The following is a 19381-nucleotide window of genomic DNA, read 5'->3' as shown; positions in this document are numbered from 1 at the left end:
TGTCTCTAACTGTCAACTCTTACAGGTTTCGTCAGGAATCTTATCGAGTACTGTCGCCAGGGCGGCCTACAAACCACGGCCGATATCTGCCAACCAGGAAGGTGTGACATGACCTCAACAAACCCAACTGCGTACCCTGACGCAACCATTGAACCCAGCTCGAACGGTGAAGTTCATAAAGTGCATATAGAGAACGGAACTGCCGAGATGAAAATCTTGCCCTCTCCCGATATCGCAATGGGGCGGGAAGTGACCTGGATCCAGGAGCCTTTCCCGTTGAGTTCTGTAGGATATTTTGACACGGTGCCCGTGACAGATGAGACGAAAACCATCAGCGTAGTGGTTGTAAAAGCGCTAGCCAGCTCGCCTGCGATCAACGTCTATTACAAGGTCATAGAAAACGGCCAGGTGATTGGAGAATCCAAAAAAGCTCTCTATAGGATCGTCGAGCAGTGACTCTTGATTGTCGTTCTTGAACGTTCCTCCCAAGGGGACGTTCTATCAGAGCGTTTCTTGTTCCAGTGCGTTGTCCTTTGCGGCTTGCCGCTGATTCTTTGTCTTCATTTCACTGACAATCACCGCCGCCACAATCAACGCCGCCCCGACCATTGCAATCGGCGGGAAGCGCTCCCCGGCAATCCGCCCAACCACGCCAGCCCACACTGGCTCACCTGCATAAATCAACGTGGCCCGCGTCGGTGAAACGCTCTGTTGCGCCCAGTTCATCGCCACCTGAATCACTGCACTGGTCAAGCCCAAGCCCACTGCGCTGAACAGCAGCAACCATGAAAAGCCCGGCAGCGCCTCGCCCATCGGCACCACCATCATGAACGACAGCACCGAAGCGGTGGCCAGTTGCACCACGGTCACCCGGCGTACGTCCACCTGGCCGGCAAAGGCGCCGATCAGGATGATCTCGGCGGCAATCGCCACGGCACCGATCAAGGTGGCGATTTCACCGGGGCTGAAATTCAGCGAAGCGCCTGCCGGCCCCGTCAGCAGCATCAAGCCGGTGAACGCCAGCATGATGCCAATGCTCGGCATCAGTCCCGGGCGACGGCCCAGCACCAGCCATTGCAGCAGCGGTACAAAAGGCACGTATAACGCGGTGATAAACGCCGACTGGCTGCTGAGGATGGTCTGCAAGCCAATGGTCTGCAACCCGTAGCCAAACATGATCGCTACACCGATAAACACCCCGGCCTTGAACTCGAACAATGTCAGGTCGCGCAGGGTGCGCAAGGAAAAGAACCCCACCACAATCGCTGCCGCCGCAAAGCGCAGGCCCACAAAGAACATCGGCCCGCTGACGGTCATGGCGTGCTGCACCAGCAAAAAGGTGCCGCCCCAGATCATGGTGATAAACACCAGGATGCATTCGGCTTTGCTGAAACGGTTGAAACGCGAGGGTGATTTGGGGGCAGTCATGGCGGCTCGGTCTTGCAAGGGAAAGGTACGGACCGCACAATGCGCCGCACGCTGGGCAGTATACTGCGCACACCCACCCATTGAGCAATATAGTGCACAAAGAAAACCCGCAACGGGCCTCGGTCCTGCAGCACGTCAGCCAGAACGTTCGTCGTCTGCGCCACGCCGCCGACTTGAGCCAGACCGCACTTTCGGAAAAATCCGGGGTCAGCCGGCGCATGCTGGTGGCCATCGAGGCGGGGGAGAAGAACGTCAGCCTGTCCACCCTCGACCGGGTGGCCGAAGCCTTGGATGTGGCGTTCAGCGACCTGATCCAGGCGCCAGACGTGCGTGACCACAGCCGCATCAACGAACTGGCCTGGGCCGGTGAGATCGATGGCAGCAAGGCGGTGTTGCTGGCCAAGGCCACTGCGCGCCGTGAAGTGGAACTCTGGGAGTGGCGGCTGGAGCCCGGCGACCGCTATTGCCCGGACCCCGACCTGGAGGGGTGGAGCGAGCAGTTGTTTGTGTTCGAAGGCAGCCTGACGCTGGTGGTGGCGGGTGTCGAAAACATCATTGGTGCCGGTGAGTTCTTTATGTTTGCCAGCCATCAGCAGCATGTCTATCGCAATGATGGAGTGGTGGCTGCGAGGTTCGTACGGAACGTCGTTATCTAGTTTGTCAACTGTCAGACTTCACAGCTTATTTCTTGAAGCATTCAGGGTTATGTTGAACTCGTCACAGATCATATCTGTTAGAGAGTTCAACGATGGACGATCACGATGTACCACCTGAAGATCGGCTTATTAGACCTTTTATTGAGGTCGTACTGGGCAGACAGCTGTTTAACCATAGCTCGATCGAGGCCTTCCATCACGTGCGGATTAACGGGATCCGGTACTCTTCAATTCCAGCCTCTGTACAGTTGTTAGTGAATAGCTAGATGCCATCCATTGCGAGGACAGTTCGATGAGCGGATATATTATTCCACGCCAAAATTTATTGGCGGCAGCCACAATTGAGCCTTCAAATAATAATGTTATTTCTCGTGCGGCCATCTCGGGTGGCAAAGCGGTATGGTATATCCCCATTTATCGTGACATTCGCATTGGTGATGGGGTGTTTGGATATATAATCACCGATAGCGATTATTATTATGCGCTAGACGGTCAGATTACTTCTTTGGTTGACAGATTCGAAGTGCAGGTGCCTGACATGATCTTTACCTATCCCGTCACAAAGGCCACGGTGACTTATATAGTGAATTGTCAAATTCTTTCGGACGCGACGGAATACACGGTGGTGAATTAAACACGGTAATGATAAGTCGACGGTTCTGGTAGCAGGCAGTGCTGTTGCTGGAGCAACAGCAGTTAGGCACTTTGTCGATTTATGTTCACGGTTGCTTGGTAAATCATCCAGTAAGTAATTGATTTTATTGATGATCAATAACGGGCACGACTCCTGCAATCACCCAGGTATTCCTTCGAAGCCTGGAGTCGGCCCATGTCAGCCCACCCTCAACACCCTGCCCATATCATCCGCTCGGATGCGGAAGCCATCGAAGTCGCCACGCGCCTGGCCGCACGCTTTGCCGTCGAGGCCAGTGAGCGCGACCGCGAGCGTCGCTTGCCGGTTGCCGAGCTCGACGAGTTTTCCGCCAGCGGCCTGTGGGGCATCACCATTCCCAAGGCCTATGGCGGCGCCGAGGTGTCCTATGTGACCGTGGCCGAGGTGATCAAGTTGATCTCCGCCGCCGACCCGTCCCTGGGGCAGATCCCGCAGAACCACCTGGGCGTGGTGGACATCCTGCTGCAAACCGCCACCGAGGAACAAAAGCGTTATTACTTCGGCAAGGTTCTGGCGGGCTATCGTTTTGGCAACGCGTTCTCCGAAGCCAAGAGCAAAAACGCCGGCACCTTCGATACCCAGATTCGTTTCAACGGCGACACCGCACAAATCAACGGTGAGAAGTTCTACTGCACCGGCGCGCTGTTCGCCCATATCGTGCCCACCGTGGGCAACAACGAAAAAGACCAGGCGTTCATAGCCTTCGTCGAGCGTGACGCCCAAGGCTTGAGCGTGATCGACAGCTGGGACGGCTTCGGCCAGCGCACTACCGCCAGCGGCGGCGTGACCCTCGATGGCGTGACAGTGCCTCTCAGTGCGGTGATTCCCGCCCATCTGGCGTTCGATCAACCCACCGCCAACGGTCCGATTTCGCAGATTATCCAGGCGGCCGTCGATACGGGCATCGCTCTGGGCGCCCTGGAACAAGCGAAAATCTACGCCCGCCAAGCGCGCCCGTGGATCGACAGCCAGCAGGATCACGGCTGGCAAGACCCGTTCACCATTGCCGCCATTGGTGACCTGGCGTGGCGCGTGCACGGTACCGAAGCGATCCTCGCCAAGGCCGGGTTGGCGGTAGATCGCGCCCTTGCCGAGCCGAGTGAGGACACGGTCGCTCATGCCTCGCTGGTGGTCGCCCAAGCCAAAGTGCTGTCGGCCGAAACCGCCTTGCTCGCCAGCAGCAAATTGTTCGAACTGGCCGGCACCCGCTCGGTCACCGGCAAGCACAACCTCGACCGCTTCTGGCGTAACGCCCGCACCCACACCCTGCACGACCCGGCCCGCTGGAAATACCATCTGATCGGCAACTTCGTGCTCAACGGCGTGAAGCCTGCGCGCCACGCCTGGAACTGAGGAGCTTACCCATGACCATCCTGAACCTAGCGCGCCAGTTGCTGGACAGCACCCGCCGCCACGTTGCAACCAGCGCCGACCCCTACGTAATCAGCCGCTTCGGCGACTTGCAGATCCGCGTCGATGTGGCCGCCGCCTTGCTCGAACGCGCCGCAACCCACCCAAGCCCGGTGGCCGCCACCGAAGCCCAGATCGCCGCCGCCGAAGCTTTGATTGCCGCGAGCAACGCCGAATTTGAACTCACCGGCCAACGCACCGCGCTGCCCTCGACCCTCGACGACCCCCTGCGTGCCAAATACCAGATTGTTGGCAACTATCACCTCAACGGAGTGCTGTGATGGCCCGTGAAATTCGCTTGAATGCCTTCGACATGAACTGCGTCGGCCACCAATCTCCAGGCCTGTGGGCGCACCCTCGCGACCGTTCGTGGCAGTACAAGGACCTGGAATACTGGACCGATCTGGCCAAGATCCTTGAACGCGGAAAGTTCGACGGCCTGTTTATCGCTGACGTGCTGGGCATCTACGACGTGTACAACGGCAACGGTGACGCCGCCATTCGCCAGGCCACCCAAGTGCCGGTCAACGACCCGTTGTCGCTGATCGCGCCGATGGCCTTGGTCACCGAACACCTAGGCTTTGGCCTGACCGCTTCATTGTCGTTTGAGCACCCGTATCCGTTTGCGCGCCGGCTCTCCACCCTGGATCACCTGACCAAAGGCCGTATCGGCTGGAACATTGTCACCTCCTACCTGGAAAGCGGCGCCAAGAACCTCGGCCAGAAGGCCCAGACCGAACACGACGCGCGCTACGACTACGCCGAGGAATACCTGGAGGTTTGCTACAAGCTCTGGGAAGGCAGTTGGGAGGAGGGCGCCGTACTACGCGACCGTGAACGCCGCATCTTCAGCGACCCGAGCAAAATCCACGAGATCCGCCACGTCGGCAAACACTTCCAGGTGCCCGGCATTCACCTGTGCGAGCCGTCACCGCAGCGTACGCCGGTGCTTTACCAGGCCGGTGCGTCCAGCCGCGGCAAACAGTTCGCCGCCGAACAGGCCGAATGCGTATTCGTCGCTGCGCCGTCCAAGGTGCTGCTGAAAAAGACCGTGGCCGACATCCGCCGCCGAGCGGCTGAAGCCGGGCGTGATCCGAAGAAAATCCTGATTTTCAACTTGCAAACGGTGATCGTCGGCGAGACCGATGCCAAGGCCAAGGCCAAGTTCGACGAATACAAATCCTACGTCAGCTACGAAGGTGCGATGGCGCTGATCTCTGGCTGGACCGGTATCGATTTCAGCCAGTTCAAGCCCGATGAACCCCTCAAGCATGTGCACACCAACGCGATCCAGTCGGCGGTGGAAGCGTTTTCCACAGCTGATCCGAACAAGGTGTGGACGCCCAATGAGCTGGCCGACTGGGTCGGTATCGGCGGCTTTGGCCCACTGTTCGTCGGCGGCCCGGAAACCGTGGCCGACCTGCTGCAAGAGTGGGTGGAAGACACCGATGTGGATGGCTTCAACCTGGCCTATGCGCTGACCCACGAGACCTTCATCGACGCCGTGGAACTGCTGGTGCCGGAGTTGCAGAAGCGCGGGGTGTACAAGACCGAATATGCACAGGGTACGCTGCGCGAGAAGCTGTTTGGTGATGGCGATCGACTGGGCGCCAATCACCCGGGCGCCAGCTACCGCGATCTATCAAACCTACACAAAATCAATGTGGGAGCGGCGGTGCGACGATTCGACTTGCTCGCGAAAGCGGACTGACATTCACGTTTGTGTCGACTAACCCACCGCTTTTGCGAGATCAAGCCCGCTCCCACAAGGTTTGGCGACGCGCCTGTTTTCCGAGTCCGGTGCAGGCCCAAGTTTGGGGCCAACTGTTCTGATGGCCTCAATTCGGACGTCATTTTTCGATGTTGACACTGCAATTGCTGATCGAGACAGTCCGCACGTTATCGTCGTTGAGTGCTTGGCAGAACAACTCTGCCCGCAACTTGCCGGCCAGAGGGTTGCTTTGGGGGAGTTCGTTGATTGTGATCTGGCCGCTTGTGCCTCGAAAAACGTCCAGGCGATTCGTTGCGTCTATGAACGTCACCCTGGCTTCGCTGCTGTCGAGGGCGATGGGGTAGGTGCCCGGAGCCAAGGTGTTTGCCAGTTGTAATGACAAGAGAAAGTGCTGAGGGGTAGGGCGACTTTCAACCAGTTGTGAGCCCGCCAGGAACGAGTCAGGGAAGTTGCTGGCTGGCGAGTCTGACAACCAGACGTCGGTCGATGCGTAGTCAAGCGTTGCATCGCCAGCTATGAGCGCGTCGAGAGTGCCGGAATCCTGTGTTTTGGGCTCGTCACTGTAACCCTCCACTTCAACTGAACCTTGGGTCAAGTGAACAGTTCTTGAGCCGTTTACGGCTGTAAGGTCAAACGTCGCGGTGAGTTTTTTTTTCTGTACGTCCACGGTGACCTTCAAGTTTCCGCTGGTGGTTGTATAGGGTCGCTGCTCACCCGGTATCACCGATTGGTAGCTGACGAAGGCGCTACTGCCAGGGCCAAGTGAGTAATGTACGTCGAGCTGATCACCTCTATTGGGAAGGGTGAATCCTATTATCTGGTACTCGCCTGTATTTCCGTTTGAAGTGACGATATGCCACTCACCCGTGGCGTCTGTTGGAACAAAGAAAAACTGAGAGGCAGCGTAGTTGGTGAAGTTTGGATCACCTGTCACTGCGCAGGAGCAGCTGCCAACGGTGGCCTTCGTTTGAGTTGAGGTCGGGTTTGCCATTTTGTGTCCTCCCAGATCAGGTTTGAAGCTGTAGAAGCTTCAGGTTCTTCGAGCTTAGGTGCGTTGCACGGTGGTGACTACTGTCAACGTTGACAGGTTTAAAGCAGGACATTTTTATCTCGAATACGTACTGCCGTTGCACAGGGGCAGGCCAGCCAAGGTGTTCGTCCAGCAACAGTGAATAGACAATATGTTCTACCGCGGATGTCTGCCCCCCCCTGAAGGCGGATTCCCCCCGTCAATTACTGGGCTTTGCGCGTCGGCACAACTCGTGCAACACATACTCATTCTCCCGTCAGCCAGCGGACCACCGCACGCTTAACCACCCAATAGGAGCTTCCCCCTATGAGCGTGCATGAACTAAAACGCCCACTGGCCCTGGAATGGCCCGCCGAACGGCTCGACGACCTGCCCAAGGCCCTGGAACAACTGCACCACTGGGCGCAGATCACGCCACTGCACACCGCCTTGCGCCACAAACGCCAGGGCCAGTGGTATGCGTGGCGCTGGATCGACATCCTGCGTGATGTGGAGCGCCTGGCCGATGGTTTGCGCCAGCAGGGTTTCGGCGAGCAATCGCGGCTGGCCTTAAGCGGTGCGTTTGAACCGAACCTGTTGCTGCTGACCCTGGCGGCCCAGTCCATCGGCGGGCAGGTGCTGACCCTGGCCGACAACCTCGACCCCGAGGCGTTGCAGCAACACCTGTGGCGCATTCGCCCCACCCATTCCTACACCCAAGGCCGTCAGCAAGCGCGGCATTGGCAAGGCGCCAATCTGCTGGATTTCGTCCAACTGCTGGGCCCGGTGGACCCCGCGCAACACCTCGCCCGCTGGTGGCAACCCAGTGGTGAAACCGTGTTGTGGAGCGAGGAGGGCACCCATTGGCAAGGCGGCCTGGCGGTGGTGATGGGGCAGTGGTTGAACAGCGGCCATGGCCTGGCGTTCCCGGAAGGCGTGGCCTCAGCGCAGCGCGATCGCCGTGAAGTCGCGCCCACGGGCCTGTTGTTGTCCACGGCGCGCCTGGAACACTTGGCGGACGAGATCGAAAGCCGCCTGGCGCCCCACGGCACCTGGCGCCGTCGCCTGTGCGACTGGGCCATCGCCCACCCGCAAAGCGGCCTGCGCCGCCTGCTGAAAAACCGTGTGCGCAAACTGCTGGGCTTCCAACGCCTGGCGTATATCTGGCAACCCCTCAAATCCACCCCCGAACCGTCGTGGTTGGCCGAATTCAAACGGGACATCGCATGAGCCAAGCCATTCTCCAGGTGCGGGATATCTCGCTGTCGTTCAAGGGGGTCAAGGCGATCAATGCCCTGTCCTTTGAGGTGCAACGCGGTGAAATCTGCGCGCTGATCGGCCCCAACGGTGCCGGTAAAAGTTCGTTGCTCAATGTGCTCAACGGCGTGTACCGCTTCGACGCCGGTGAGATCGTTTTTGAAGACCAGCACTTGCAGCGTATCGATCCCTTGGGCGCGGCGCGCCGGGGCATTGGCCGCACGTTCCAGAACAATGCGCTGTTCAAGAAGATGAGCGTGCTGGACAACATTCTCACCGGCCTGTCGCGGCACATGCGCAGCAGTTTTATCGAACAGGCCTTGGGGCTGCCCCGTGCGCGGCGTGAGGCCGAAGCCTTCCGCCTGCGCGGCCAGGCCATTCTCGAATTCCTGGAGTTGCAGGCCCACCGCGATGTGCTGGTGGGCAACCTGTCCTACGGCCTGCAAAAGCGCGTAGAGCTGGGCCGCGCATTGATCGCCGGGCCCAGCCTGTTGCTGCTGGACGAACCCATGGCCGGCATGAACGCCGAGGAGAAACAGGAAATGGCACGCTTCGTCGCCGATGTGAACCGTGACCTCGGCACCACGGTGGTGTTGATCGAACACGACATCGGCGTGGTGATGGGCCTGTCCGACCACGTGGTGGTGCTGGACTACGGGCGTAAGGTGGGTGACGGCACACCGGCCCAAGTGCAGGCCAACCCGGACGTGATCGCGGCTTACCTTGGGGTGGTGCACTGATGACGTTTTTCTTCGAAACCCTGCTCGGCGGCCTGCTCGCCGGCACCATGTATTCCCTGGTCGCCATCGGCTTCGTGCTGATCTACAAGGCCAGCGGCGTGTTCAATTTTGCCCAGGGCGCGATGCTGCTGTTTGCCGCGCTGACCTTCGTCAGCCTGCATGATCAGGGCGTGCCGTTTGCCCTGGCGTTGTTGCTGACGGTGATCGTGATGATCGTCGGCGCGTTGCTGATCGAGCGCCTGGTACTGCGCCCGCTGGTGAACCGCTCGCAGATCACCTTGTTCATGGCCACCCTGGGCCTGTCGTTCATCATCGAAGGCTTGGCCCAAGGGTTGATGGGCTCGCAAGTACGCGCTCTGGACCTGGGCATCGACGACGTGCCGCTGTTCGTCGGCCCGTTGATGCTCAGCCAGTTCGACCTGATCGCCGCCGCCGCTGCGGTAGTGCTGGTCACGGTGTTGGCGCTCCTGTTCAACAAGACCCGCATCGGCGTGTCGCTGCGTGCCGTGGCGGATGACACCACGGCGGCGCTGTCCATTGGCATCAACCTCAACCGCATCTGGCAGATCGTCTGGGCCGTCGCGGGCATTGTCGGCTTGGTGGCGGGCTTGCTGTGGGGCGCGCGCCAGGGCGTGCAGTTTTCGCTGTCGCTGGTGGTGCTCAAGGCCTTGCCGGTGTTGATCATCGGCGGTTTTACCTCGATTGGCGGGGCGATTGTCGGCGGGCTGATCGTCGGCGCCGCAGAGAACCTGGCCGAGGTGTATATCGGCCCGCTGATTGGCGGCGGCATCACACCGTGGTTCGCCTATGTATTGGCCCTGGCCTTCCTGTATATACGTCCCGCCGGCCTGTTCGGCGAACGCGCCATCGAGCGAGTCTGAAACCATGTCGATTCCCGTTGTGCAAGAAACCGCGCCGTTAGTGCTGATCCAGCGGCGCATCCCGTGGGGCCTGCTCGGCCTGTTGGCGCTGGCGTTTATCGTGGTGCCGCTGTGGGGCAATGACTATTGGCTCAATGCAATCCTGATCCCATTCCTGGTGTTGTCGTTGGCCGGGCTGGGCTTGAACCTGTTGACCGGTTACACCGGGCAAACATCGGTGGGGGCGGCGGGCTTCATGGCGGTCGGCGCGTTCGCCACCTACGGGTTTTTGCTGCGCTTGCCGGAGTTGGGCTTGCCAGTGGCATTGCTCGGCGGCGGGATTATCAGCGCGTTGGTCGGCTTGCTGTTTGGGCTGCCCAGTTCGCGGATCAAAGGGTTCTACCTGATGGTCACCACGCTGGCCGCGCAGTTTTTTTTGGAGTGGCTGTTCGTCAAATTCCCCTGGTTCTACAACTACGGCTCGTCCGGGACCATTTCCGCGCCCAGGCTTGCGCTGTTCGGGCATGACCTCAATACCCCGCTGGGCCGTTACCTGCTGACGCTGGTCACGGTGGTGATCCTGACTTGGACCGCCATCAACCTGGTGCGCAGCCAGGTCGGCCGCAACTGGATGGCGATCCGTGACATGGACACCGCCGCCGCCGTGGTCGGCATTCCGGTGGTGCGCTACAAGCGCCTGGCGTTTGCGGTCAGTTCGTTCTACCTGGGGATTGCCGGTGCGCTGTGGGCCTTTGCCTACCTGGGCACGGCCAGCGCCAGCAGCTTTGATATCAATCGCTCATTCCAGATCCTGTTCATCATCATTATCGGCGGCATGGGCAGCATTGCCGGCAACTTCGTGGGCGCGGCCTTCATCAGTTTGCTGCCGATCTTTCTCAGCCATGCCGGGCAGGTGTTGTTCGGTGGCTCGGTGGATGCGGGGCAGTTGCAGAACCTGCAGAAAATCATCTTTGGCGCGTTGATCATCGTGTTCCTGATCAAGGAACCCGAGGGTTTGATTCGCCTGTTGCACCACCTGCGTGACCGTCTGCGGCAGTGGCCGCTGCGCTTCTAACTTCTAAGAGAACTCTCCATGCGTGCATCCTTGAAACGTTCCCTGGTCGGCACCGCCTTCGCGCTGGCTGCACTGGCCGGCGCAGTGCCACAGGCCGTGGCGTCGGCCGACCAGCAATTCTTCCCCCTGGCCACCTACCGCGTGGGCGCTTACGCCTCCAGCGGCGTACAAGTGTGGGCGGGGATGATTGACTACCTGCGTTATATCAACGAGGTCGAAGGCGGCATCAATGGCGTGAAACTGGTATGGCAGGAATGCGAAACCGAGTGGACGGCGGAGAAGGGCATTGAGTGCTACGAGCGCTTCAAGAATGGCCTGGATGGCGCGCCGGTGGCGGTGTACCAGCCCAACGGCGCACCGGCGGCCTATGCCCTGAGTGAGCGGGCCGAGGTGGACAAGATCCCGCTGATCACCCTCGGCTACGGGCGCACCGAAGCCACCGACGGCACCGTGTTCCCCTACAACTTCCCGGTGATGCTGACCTTCTACAGCGAGGCCTCGACGTTGGTGAACTACATCGCCCAGCGCGAGGGCGGGTTCGACAAACTCAAGGGCAAGAAGATCGCCACGGTGTACCACGACTCGGCCTACGGTCGCGAAACCCTCGGCCCGCTGAAGTTGCTGGCCGAGAAGTATGGCTTTGAGAACATCCAGATCCCGGTGGCCGACCCTGGCAACGAGCAATCCGCGCAATGGCGCCAGGTGCGCCAGGCCAACCCGGACTGGGTGTTCCTGCGCACCTGGGGCGTGTCCACCCCGGTCGCGGTGAAGACCGCCGCGCGCTTCGGCTTTCCGGTGGACCATATCATCGGCGACATCTGGGCCAGTTCCAGCGAAGACGTGCTGCCAGCCGGTGCTTCCGCCAAGGGCTACCTGGCCCTCACGCCGTACCCGGCGGGTGCCGACTTTGAGATCCACAAGCGCCTCAAGCAGTACATCCTCGACAAGGGCCACAGCGACCTCAAGGACCTGAAGAATTTTGGCAGCGTCTACTACAACTCCGGCCTGGTGAACGCTGCGGTGGCGGTGGAAGCGATCCGCACCGGCCAGGCCAAGTTCGGCAAGCGCCCGCTCAATGGCGAAGAAGGGCGCTGGGGCCTGGAACACCTGAACATCGACGATGCGCGCTTAAAGGCCATGGGTTACCTGGGCCTGATGCAGAACCTGAAACTGTCATGCCGCGACCACGAAGGCGGCGGCTCGGCCCGGGTGCAGCAATGGGACGGCGCTAACTGGACGTTGGTCAGTGAGTGGATCCCGGCGGACCGTGCATTGCTGCGCCCGTTGATCGATGAAAAATCCGCCGCGTTCGCCAAGGAAAAAGGCCTGACGCCGCGCACTTGCACCGGGGATGAATAAGCCATGAGCCAGCCTGCCGCGCAGTCCCCTAGCCCGTCGTTGCTGACGGTCAACGACATCGAAGTGATCTACGACGGCGCGATCCTGGCGGTGGCCGGCGTGTCGCTGAGCGTGCCCAAGGGCGCCATTGTCGCTTTGCTCGGCGCCAATGGCGCGGGCAAGAGCACCACCCTCAAGGCGATCTCCGGGCTGGTGCGGGCCGAGCGCGCCGAGGTCAGCCGTGGGGTGATCGAGTATGCCGGCCACGACTTGGCCGGCATCGACCCCAGCCAGCGCGTGCGCCAGGGCATGGTCCACGTGTTGGAAGGCCGCCATGTATTCGGCCAGCTCACCGTGGAAGACAACCTGCGCAGCGGCGGCTTTGTGCGGCGTTTGAGCCGCAAGGACATGGAGCACGACCTGGAACGCATCTACGCCTGGTTCCCACGGCTCAAGACCAAGCGCCACACCCGCGCCGGCCTCACTTCCGGTGGCGAGCAGCAGATGGTCGCCATCGGCCGGGCCTTGATGACCCGTCCTACTTTGGTACTGCTTGATGAACCGTCCATGGGTTTGGCGCCTATGATCGTGCAGGAAATTTTCGAGATCATCGCCCAGCTCAATCGCGAGCAGCAGGTGAGTTTTTTGATCGCCGAACAGAACATCAACGTCGCGCTGAACTATGCGTCCCACGGCTACGTGCTGGATACTGGCCGGGTGGCCGTGAGTGGCAGCGCCGCCGAGTTATTGTCGCGGGGCGATTTGCATGACATTTATCTGGGTAAACAGTAAAGGCGAACCTGCATGACTGACTCCATCCGCAACGCTGATGTACTGATCATCGGCGGCGGGCTAAGCGGCACGATGCTGGCGGTGCAACTGCTGCGCCAGCCGGGCGAGCGTCGCATCCTGGTCATCGAGCCGCGTGCCGAACTGGGCCGTGGCGAGGCCTACAGCGCGGTCGAACTGGGCCACACCCTGAACGGCAACGCCGCACGCATGAGTGTCGACCCGGACAACGCCGATGACCTGACCCAATGGCTCACCGACTACATCGTTGCCGGTGGCTGGCCGGAATCGGATCAACAACACGTGCCTATCAGCGAACTGTTCCCGCCACGGGGGATTTTCGGCTTGTATGCCCAGCAGCGGTTGGCCGAGGCCAAGGCGCTGTCGGCGTCCACCGTGGAGCATGTGCGCGGCGAAGTGGTCGACCTGCAAGTGGACGAACTCTCGACGCTGGTGACCCTCGACAACGGCCAGCAATTGCGCGGTGCATTCGCGGTATTGGCCACCGGCATGTTCCCGGCGGCACGTACGCCCCAGACTGAATCCAGCGGTTTGAATGCAGCGGCGGTAGACCCCTGGGACGTTAAAGCCATGACTCAGATCGACCCACAGGCCACGGTGCTGATCATCGGCTCCGGGCTGACCATGGTGGACGCCGTGGTGTCCCTGGAACAGGCCGGCCATCGCGGGCCCATTGAGATCTTTTCACGCCATGGCCTGCTGCCCCACGTGCGTCGGCAACCGCCGAGCTGGGTCGATTTTCTGGGCGAAGACCACAACCTGCGCAGCCCTCGGCAATTGCTACGGGAAGTGCGCCGCCAGTGTCGCATCGCCCAGGCGCAGAACATTGATTGGCAGTCGCCGTTGGACACGGTGCGCGCCCATATCGGCCGTTTGTGGAGCCAGGCCAGCGAGCGCGAAAAGCGCCAGTTCGTACGCCACGTTCGGCCCTGGTGGGAAAGCCATCACCACCGCTCGCCACCGTTGAGTGCGCAGTTGGTGGCGCGCTTGCATGGCGAGGGGCGGCTACGCATTCGGGCCGCGTCCTTTAAGGGCTTGGAACCGTCAGTTGATGGGGTGACGATCCGCCTGCGCCACCGGGGCGAGCAAGCGTTGAGCCTGATGTCGGGTGCGGCGCTGATCAACTCCAGCGGCATTGAATACGACTGGCGCCGCGTGGCCCGGCCATTGCCGCAACAGCTGCTCAAGCGTGGGCTGATCCAGCCTGGGCCGTTGGCGTTGGGGATTGCGGCGGATGCGAGCGGCGCGGTGGTGGACGCAGCGGGGCAAGTGAGCCAGCGGTTGTTTGCCATGGGCCCGCCGTTGCGGGGGCTGTGGTGGGAGAGCACGGCGGTGACGGATGTGGCGCTTCAGGCCAAGGCGTTGGCCTTAAGGCTGACTACTCTCTGAGTCTGCAATGCCATCAACTGTGCAATGCAGATCAATGTGGGAGGGGGCAAGCCCCAATGCCAGTCAGTTAAGGGTTAGAAAGAGTAAAAGCTAACCTGTGGCGAGGGAGCTTGCTCCCGCTGGACTGCGCAGCAGTCCCATCTTTGGGGCCGCTACGCGGCCCAGCGGGAGCAAGCTCCCTCGCCACACTGACGGTGTTTGCCCTTAACTGACTGGCATTAGGGCAAGCCCCCTCCCACATTGGGTTCTCATTTATTTCGGGACCTTCACCAGGCCGGACTTGAGGCCAAACACCTCAACCCCCTGCGGGGTTGATTGGCCGGTGGTGACTTTGACCCGCTCCACCGGCTTGTCCATCGACTCCCGATACTCCACCTCACCCCCCGAAATCGCCTGCACCGGCACCACGATCGCCTGGTCATTGTTGTAAGTCACAATGGTCAACCGCGCACTCATGCCCAACCGCACTCGTTGCAACTGTTGGGGCGTGAGCTTGGGGATCGACAGCGTCACCGGAAACTGCGCGCTGCCCTGGCTGTCGCTGGCAATCGCCAACCCGCTGACCACGCTCACCGAACCGTTCAGCCGTTCGCCGTCGAAGCCGTCTCCCAATACCTCCACCGCCTGGCCCTGGCGCAGTTGGTTGATGTCCAGCTCCGACACCTTGGCGGTGATTTTCAGCTGTTCGATATTGGCCAGGCCGAACAGCACCTGGCCCTGGCTGACCTTGCTGCCCGCCTGGACCGGGGCGTTGGTATTGCCGCCAGTTTGGGGTGAGTTGTTGCCAGGGGCAGGCACCACGATGCCAGAGAACGGCGCCTTGACCTCCTTGCCCTCAAGCAACTTAAGCAGCGCGTCGTATTTCACTGTGGCATTGGTCAGTTCCATGTCGGCGATCTGGCGGTATTCGCCTTTGCCCTGATCGAGGGCCTGTTGCAGTTCACTGCGGGCGGAAGCGAGGTCAAGTGTTTGTTGCTGGGTTTGCTGCTTGAGGTCGTCCAGCTCGTTGCGCGGGATGATGCCGCGCGTGAACAGGTTTTCGCTCTCGGTGAGTTTGCGCTGGGTGTTGCCGGCGGTCATCTCGGTGGTGCGCAGGCTGCGTCGGGCACGCGCCACAGCGGGGCTGCTGTCCCAGTCCTGCATCTCTTGCACGGTGCGCCGTGCCTTGAGCTGGGCGGAGAGCGCGTCGCGCAGTTGCACTTCGAGGGTGGACGGGTCCATGCGCAACAACACCTGGCCGGCTTCGACCCGCTGGCCTTGCTCCACCAGGTTGGCCTGTACATTGCCGTCGAAGGGGGCGGTGAGGGTGATGGTGGTGTCGGGCTCGATCTTGCCCACCAGGCCGATCTGGTGCACCAACGGGTCCGGTTTGACGGCCAACCATTGATCGGCCGTGTTGGCGGGTTCGGTGGCCGGACTGCGCAGGCCGAGCAGCCCGGCAGCCACGAGGACCAGGATGACGGCAGCGCCGAGCAGGCGTTTTTTATTAGTAGTCATTGAGGGCGATTTCCCAACTTTCCAGCGTCATGCCCAGGGTCAAGTCGAGCTGGGTCTGGGCGTTCAGGTAAGCAATCAGCGCATTGAGTTGCGCGTTTTCGGCGTTGCGCAGGTCGGCCTCGAAACTCAGCACCTGGAAGTTGGTGGAGCGCCCGGCGCTGAGTTTTTCCCGCTCGATCTCGATCTTGCGCCGCGACAGTTCCACGGCGCGCTGGGAGATTTCATATTGGCGCCAGCGCGTGCCGAGGTCACGCACCACATCGTTGACGCTGCGTTCCAGTTCCTGGCGGGCGTCGGCAATGCGGATCTCCTGGTCTTCCACATTCACCCGCGCGCGCACTTCGGCCTGGCGGGTGCTGATGTCGCCGATGGGGATTTGCACCTGCACACCGGCGTAGCTGTCCCAGGTGCGGTTGTTGCTGTTGCCGGCGTCGGTGTTGTAGGCATCGCGCACCTGATTCGCGCCAGCGACGAGGTCCACCTGCCAGCGCCCGGAGTCCTTGGCGATCACCAGGTTGAGGTCGGCCTGCTGGCTGCCGAGCAAGGCAGCGAGGTATTCCGGTTGCTGGTTTTGCGCCAGGTTGAAGGCCTGGCGTTTATCGATCTGCATGGGCTGGGCCTGCAGGGCTTCGGTGGCGCGGATCGGCGTGGACAGGTCCAGGGCCAACAGGCGCAGCAGGGCCAGGCGGCTGGTGTCGAGTTGGTTCTGGGCTTCTTCCACGCCCAGTTGCTGGGTGGCGATGTCGGCCTCGGTTTGCACGATCTCGAACTCGGCCATGCGCCCGGCGTTGATCAGCGCCTTGTTCACGTCCAGCAGCGTGGTGGAGCGCTTGAGGGCGTCTTGCACGATGGTCAGTTGCTCCTGGGCGCGCAGCAGTTCGCGGTAGGTGCCGATGATCTGGCTGATGGTCTGCGCCACGGTGGCCTTGAGGTTCAGCCGATTGGCCTGCTCCGACAGGCGTGACAGGCGCAGCGGCGCGGTGGTGGCGTCCCAGCCGGCGCCGCGCATCAGTGGCTGGATGATCGCCAGGTCCAGGCCGTCGCTGCGGTAGCGGCCGGCGCGGTCGGCGTTGTTCAGTTGCTGGGTCCACTTCATGCTCAGTTGGGTGCCGTATTCGCCGAGCAGGGTGGCATTCGGCGCCAGGTTGGCGTTGCGTGCGTTGTCGCTGGAACCCCGGGTGCCCCGGTAGTAGCTGTTGAGGGTCAGTTTGGGGTTGAAGGTGTCTTCGGCCACGCGCAGGTCGAACTTTTGCGCCACCCGTTGCAGGTACGCGCTGCGGATCGCCGGGTTGTTGCGCAAGCCCAGGTACACGGCATCCCCCAGGGTCATGGTGGTGACCTGGGCATTGAGCGACACGCCACGGTCGTAGCCGCTGCGGGTGCTGCTGGGGGCCGACGGGTTGATCACAATAGTGCTGGCCATGGTGGGCAGGCTCACGAGGGTCAGCAGTACAAGCCATTTATTCATCGCGCAGGGCCTCCACCGGCTGTAGCCGTGAGGCCGAAACCGCCGGGTAGATGCCAAAGAACAACCCCACCAGTAATGTACTGCCAACCCCCAGCGGCAGAGCCGCCACGGCCAGCGAGAATGCCCAGCCTGACAGCCACGCATAGAGCCACGCGGCGGTCATGCCCAGCACCGCGCCGCACAGCGCGCCGACAGCGGTGAGGGTGACGGCTTCGAGCAGGAACAGGTTGCGGATGTCCCGCTGGCGTGCGCCCAAAGCCATGCGGATGCCGATCTCGCGGCGGCGCTCGGACACGTTCATCAACATCACATTCATCACCCCCACGCCGCCGCCCACCAGGGAGATCGCCCCCAAGGCCAGCAGCAAGTAGGCGAAGGTGCGGCTTTGCCGGGTCATGCCGTCGATCATTTGTTGGGGCACCTGGATGTCGACCGTGTGGTCGGTGAGTTGGCGTTGCAGCGCGGCGGTTGCGTCCTGGGCCATGCGTTCCATGTCCTGGCCGGGTGCGGCGCGGATGACGACGTTGCTGATCTGTGGGCTGGCGTAGATGCGGCGCATGCCCTCGGCGGGGATAAACAGCGACTCGCCGCCTTGGATCGGCATCAGCAATGCGCGGGATTGGTTGTGCAGGATGCCGATGATCAAAAACAGGTAATCGTTGATGCGCACCCGGTCGCCCAGTTTCAGCGGGGCGCCGGGGGTACCGAGGGCTTGGGCGACCTGGTCGCCGATCACGGCGTAGGTTTCGTTGGCGTCGAAGTCGGACAGGAAGCGCCCTTCGCGCAGGGTCAGGCGCATGGCCTGCTGGATGTCCGGTGTGCTACCGACAAAGTTGGCGTTGGTGGTGCGCCCTTGGAACACCACGGGCCCGCTGAACAGGCTGAGGGCGCCGATATGGGCGATGCCGGGCACTGCCTGGCGCACGGTTTCAAGGTCCAGATGGGTGCGCATGGGCAGGCTACTGGCGCCCTTGGGCGGGAACTGCGCTACCAGGGTGTCGGTGCCCATGTCTTTGAAAATCATCGCCGCATCCACGGCGGCGTTGTGGCCGATATTGATCAGCGCCACCACCGAGGAACTGCCAATGATGATACCTAGCAGGGCCAGCACAGAGCGCTTGCCGAGCGTGCGCAGGCTGACGAATGCTTCATGCAGCAATTGGCTCAGGCTTTGCTCGACCCGCAGGCTCATGGGCGCGGGGCCTCTTGTACCGCGCCGTTGCGCACCAGGATCTTGCGCTCCAGGCGTTCGGCGATGTGCGCATCGTGGGTGACGATGATCAGCGTGACTTGCTGTTCGCGGTTCAGGGCCAGGAGCAGGTCCATGATGTCCTGGGCTGTGGTGCTGTCGAGGTTGCCGGTGGGTTCGTCGGCGAGGATCACCGAGGGGTTGCCCACCAGCGCACGGGCGATGGCTACACGTTGGCGCTGGCCGCCGGAGAGGTCGGCCGGGCGGTGGTGGGCGCGGTCGGCCAGGCCCACTTGGTCGAGCCTGCGCAGGGCCTGTTCCACCGACTCATGGCGCGACACGCCGCGATAACTCAGGGGCAGGGCGACGTTGTCCAGGGCGCTGAGGCGTGGCAACAGGTTGAAACTCTGGAACACAAAGCCGATCTGCTGGTTGCGGATTGCCGCGAGTTCATCGGGGGTGGCGTTGAAAATATCGTGGCCGGCGAAGTGGTACTGGCCGCAGTTGGGCAAGTCCAGCAGGCCAAGGATATTGAGCAGGGTGCTTTTACCGGAGCCAGATGCGCCGAGGATGCCGCAGCTGTCCCCCCGGGCGATGGACAGGCAGACGTCATTGAGAATGGATAGCTGCTGCCCGGCCAACTGATAGCGTTTGCCGATGCCTTGCAGGGAGATCAAGCCTGGGTGCGCGGGGGTATCTGTCATCATGACTACGCCTTCAGTCTCGACGGTGCCGTCATGCCCCCGGTAAAGCTTTGTAACAAGTTCGGGAGCTGCCTGGAACGCGTCACGGACTGGTTTTATTTCTTGTTTTTAAAATATTGTTTGAATAGTAACCGCCTTCCTTGCGC

The 19381-nt window shown here is 61.4% G+C and carries 19 protein-coding genes; 13 read left to right on the top strand and 6 right to left on the bottom strand.

Going from position 1 to position 19381, the window contains the following annotated elements:
* Window positions 1–108 precede the first annotated feature (108 nt).
* Entirely contained in the window at window positions 109–456 is a 348-nt protein-coding gene (locus ACLD1Y_RS16795; RefSeq protein ID WP_429478991.1) for a hypothetical protein, read from the top strand.
* Between the two features lie 45 nt (window positions 457–501).
* On the opposite strand, the gene ACLD1Y_RS16790 is transcribed toward ACLD1Y_RS16795, so the two are convergent.
* On the bottom strand, window positions 502–1428 hold the full coding sequence (locus tag ACLD1Y_RS16790; protein ID WP_429478990.1) for a DMT family transporter: 927 nt from the start codon (window positions 1426–1428) through the stop codon (window positions 502–504).
* Window positions 1429–1520: 92 nt separating this feature from the next.
* On the opposite strand from ACLD1Y_RS16790, the gene ACLD1Y_RS16785 reads away from it, so the two are divergent.
* The 5 genes from ACLD1Y_RS16785 to ACLD1Y_RS16765 all read left to right on the top strand — a co-directional run bounded on the left by ACLD1Y_RS16785 (window position 1521) and on the right by ACLD1Y_RS16765 (window position 5878).
* On the top strand, window positions 1521–2084 hold the full coding sequence (locus ACLD1Y_RS16785; RefSeq protein WP_429478989.1) for a helix-turn-helix domain-containing protein: 564 nt from the start codon (window positions 1521–1523) through the stop codon (window positions 2082–2084).
* 292 nt (window positions 2085–2376) lie between these two features.
* Window positions 2377–2718, top strand: coding sequence for a hypothetical protein (locus ACLD1Y_RS16780; protein ID WP_429478988.1), 342 nt, complete (start codon window positions 2377–2379; stop codon window positions 2716–2718).
* Window positions 2719–2913: 195 nt separating this feature from the next.
* Entirely contained in the window at window positions 2914–4110 is a 1197-nt protein-coding gene (locus tag ACLD1Y_RS16775; protein WP_429478987.1) for an SfnB family sulfur acquisition oxidoreductase, read from the top strand.
* Window positions 4111–4121: 11 nt separating this feature from the next.
* Entirely contained in the window at window positions 4122–4448 is a 327-nt protein-coding gene (locus tag ACLD1Y_RS16770) for an acyl-CoA dehydrogenase (RefSeq protein WP_429478986.1), read from the top strand.
* Window positions 4448–5878 carry an LLM class flavin-dependent oxidoreductase gene (locus ACLD1Y_RS16765; protein WP_429478985.1) on the top strand — a complete coding sequence of 477 codons (1431 nt, stop codon included), beginning with the start codon at window positions 4448–4450 and terminating at the stop codon, window positions 5876–5878. The genes ACLD1Y_RS16770 and ACLD1Y_RS16765 overlap by 1 nt, the downstream gene beginning before the upstream one ends.
* A 139-nt stretch (window positions 5879–6017) precedes the next feature.
* On the opposite strand, the gene ACLD1Y_RS16760 is transcribed toward ACLD1Y_RS16765, so the two are convergent.
* Window positions 6018–6890, bottom strand: coding sequence for a hypothetical protein (locus tag ACLD1Y_RS16760; protein WP_429478984.1), 873 nt, complete (start codon window positions 6888–6890; stop codon window positions 6018–6020).
* A 345-nt stretch (window positions 6891–7235) separates the two neighbouring features.
* On the opposite strand from ACLD1Y_RS16760, the gene ACLD1Y_RS16755 reads away from it, so the two are divergent.
* From ACLD1Y_RS16755 to ACLD1Y_RS16725, 7 genes are read left to right on the top strand one after another with little or no spacing between them, the layout of a single operon-like run.
* Window positions 7236–8138, top strand: a complete 903-nt coding sequence (locus ACLD1Y_RS16755) for an AMP-binding protein (RefSeq protein WP_429478983.1) — start codon at window positions 7236–7238, stop codon at window positions 8136–8138.
* Window positions 8135–8905 (top strand): ABC transporter ATP-binding protein, encoded by a 771-nt coding sequence (locus ACLD1Y_RS16750; protein ID WP_135288865.1) that lies wholly within the window; start codon window positions 8135–8137, stop codon window positions 8903–8905. The genes ACLD1Y_RS16755 and ACLD1Y_RS16750 overlap by 4 nt, the downstream gene beginning before the upstream one ends.
* A complete protein-coding gene (locus ACLD1Y_RS16745; RefSeq protein ID WP_429478982.1) occupies window positions 8905–9786 on the top strand; it encodes a branched-chain amino acid ABC transporter permease in 882 nt (293 codons plus the stop codon). Before ACLD1Y_RS16750 ends, ACLD1Y_RS16745 begins: the two co-directional genes overlap by 1 nt.
* Before the next feature lie 4 nt (window positions 9787–9790).
* A complete protein-coding gene (locus ACLD1Y_RS16740) occupies window positions 9791–10840 on the top strand; it encodes a branched-chain amino acid ABC transporter permease (protein ID WP_429478981.1) in 1050 nt (349 codons plus the stop codon).
* Between the two features lie 18 nt (window positions 10841–10858).
* Window positions 10859–12199 carry an ABC transporter substrate-binding protein gene (locus ACLD1Y_RS16735; RefSeq protein WP_429478980.1) on the top strand — a complete coding sequence of 447 codons (1341 nt, stop codon included), beginning with the start codon at window positions 10859–10861 and terminating at the stop codon, window positions 12197–12199.
* A gap of 3 nt (window positions 12200–12202) precedes the next feature.
* A complete protein-coding gene (locus ACLD1Y_RS16730; protein ID WP_429478979.1) occupies window positions 12203–12970 on the top strand; it encodes an ABC transporter ATP-binding protein in 768 nt (255 codons plus the stop codon).
* Between the two features lie 12 nt (window positions 12971–12982).
* Window positions 12983–14377 (top strand): FAD/NAD(P)-binding protein, encoded by a 1395-nt coding sequence (locus tag ACLD1Y_RS16725; RefSeq protein ID WP_429478978.1) that lies wholly within the window; start codon window positions 12983–12985, stop codon window positions 14375–14377.
* A 252-nt stretch (window positions 14378–14629) separates the two neighbouring features.
* Here the strand turns inward: ACLD1Y_RS16725 and ACLD1Y_RS16720 are convergent, their stop codons facing one another.
* From ACLD1Y_RS16720 to ACLD1Y_RS16705, 4 genes are read right to left on the bottom strand one after another with little or no spacing between them, the layout of a single operon-like run.
* Window positions 14630–15874 (bottom strand): efflux RND transporter periplasmic adaptor subunit, encoded by a 1245-nt coding sequence (locus ACLD1Y_RS16720; protein WP_429478977.1) that lies wholly within the window; start codon window positions 15872–15874, stop codon window positions 14630–14632.
* Window positions 15864–17342 carry a TolC family protein gene (locus ACLD1Y_RS16715; protein ID WP_429478976.1) on the bottom strand — a complete coding sequence of 493 codons (1479 nt, stop codon included), beginning with the start codon at window positions 17340–17342 and terminating at the stop codon, window positions 15864–15866. Before ACLD1Y_RS16715 ends, ACLD1Y_RS16720 begins: the two co-directional genes overlap by 11 nt.
* A complete protein-coding gene (locus ACLD1Y_RS16710) occupies window positions 17335–18534 on the bottom strand; it encodes an ABC transporter permease (protein WP_429478975.1) in 1200 nt (399 codons plus the stop codon). Before ACLD1Y_RS16710 ends, ACLD1Y_RS16715 begins: the two co-directional genes overlap by 8 nt.
* Window positions 18531–19238 carry an ABC transporter ATP-binding protein gene (locus tag ACLD1Y_RS16705; protein WP_429478974.1) on the bottom strand — a complete coding sequence of 236 codons (708 nt, stop codon included), beginning with the start codon at window positions 19236–19238 and terminating at the stop codon, window positions 18531–18533. Before ACLD1Y_RS16705 ends, ACLD1Y_RS16710 begins: the two co-directional genes overlap by 4 nt.
* Between the last annotated feature and the right edge of the window lie 143 nt (window positions 19239–19381).

It is taken from the genome of Pseudomonas sp. 18175 (genome assembly GCF_050432925.1).
Lineage (GTDB): Bacteria > Pseudomonadota > Gammaproteobacteria > Pseudomonadales > Pseudomonadaceae > Aquipseudomonas.
The sequence above is the reverse complement of the archived record's forward strand: the minus strand, read 5'-3'. Positions and strand labels throughout refer to the sequence as shown.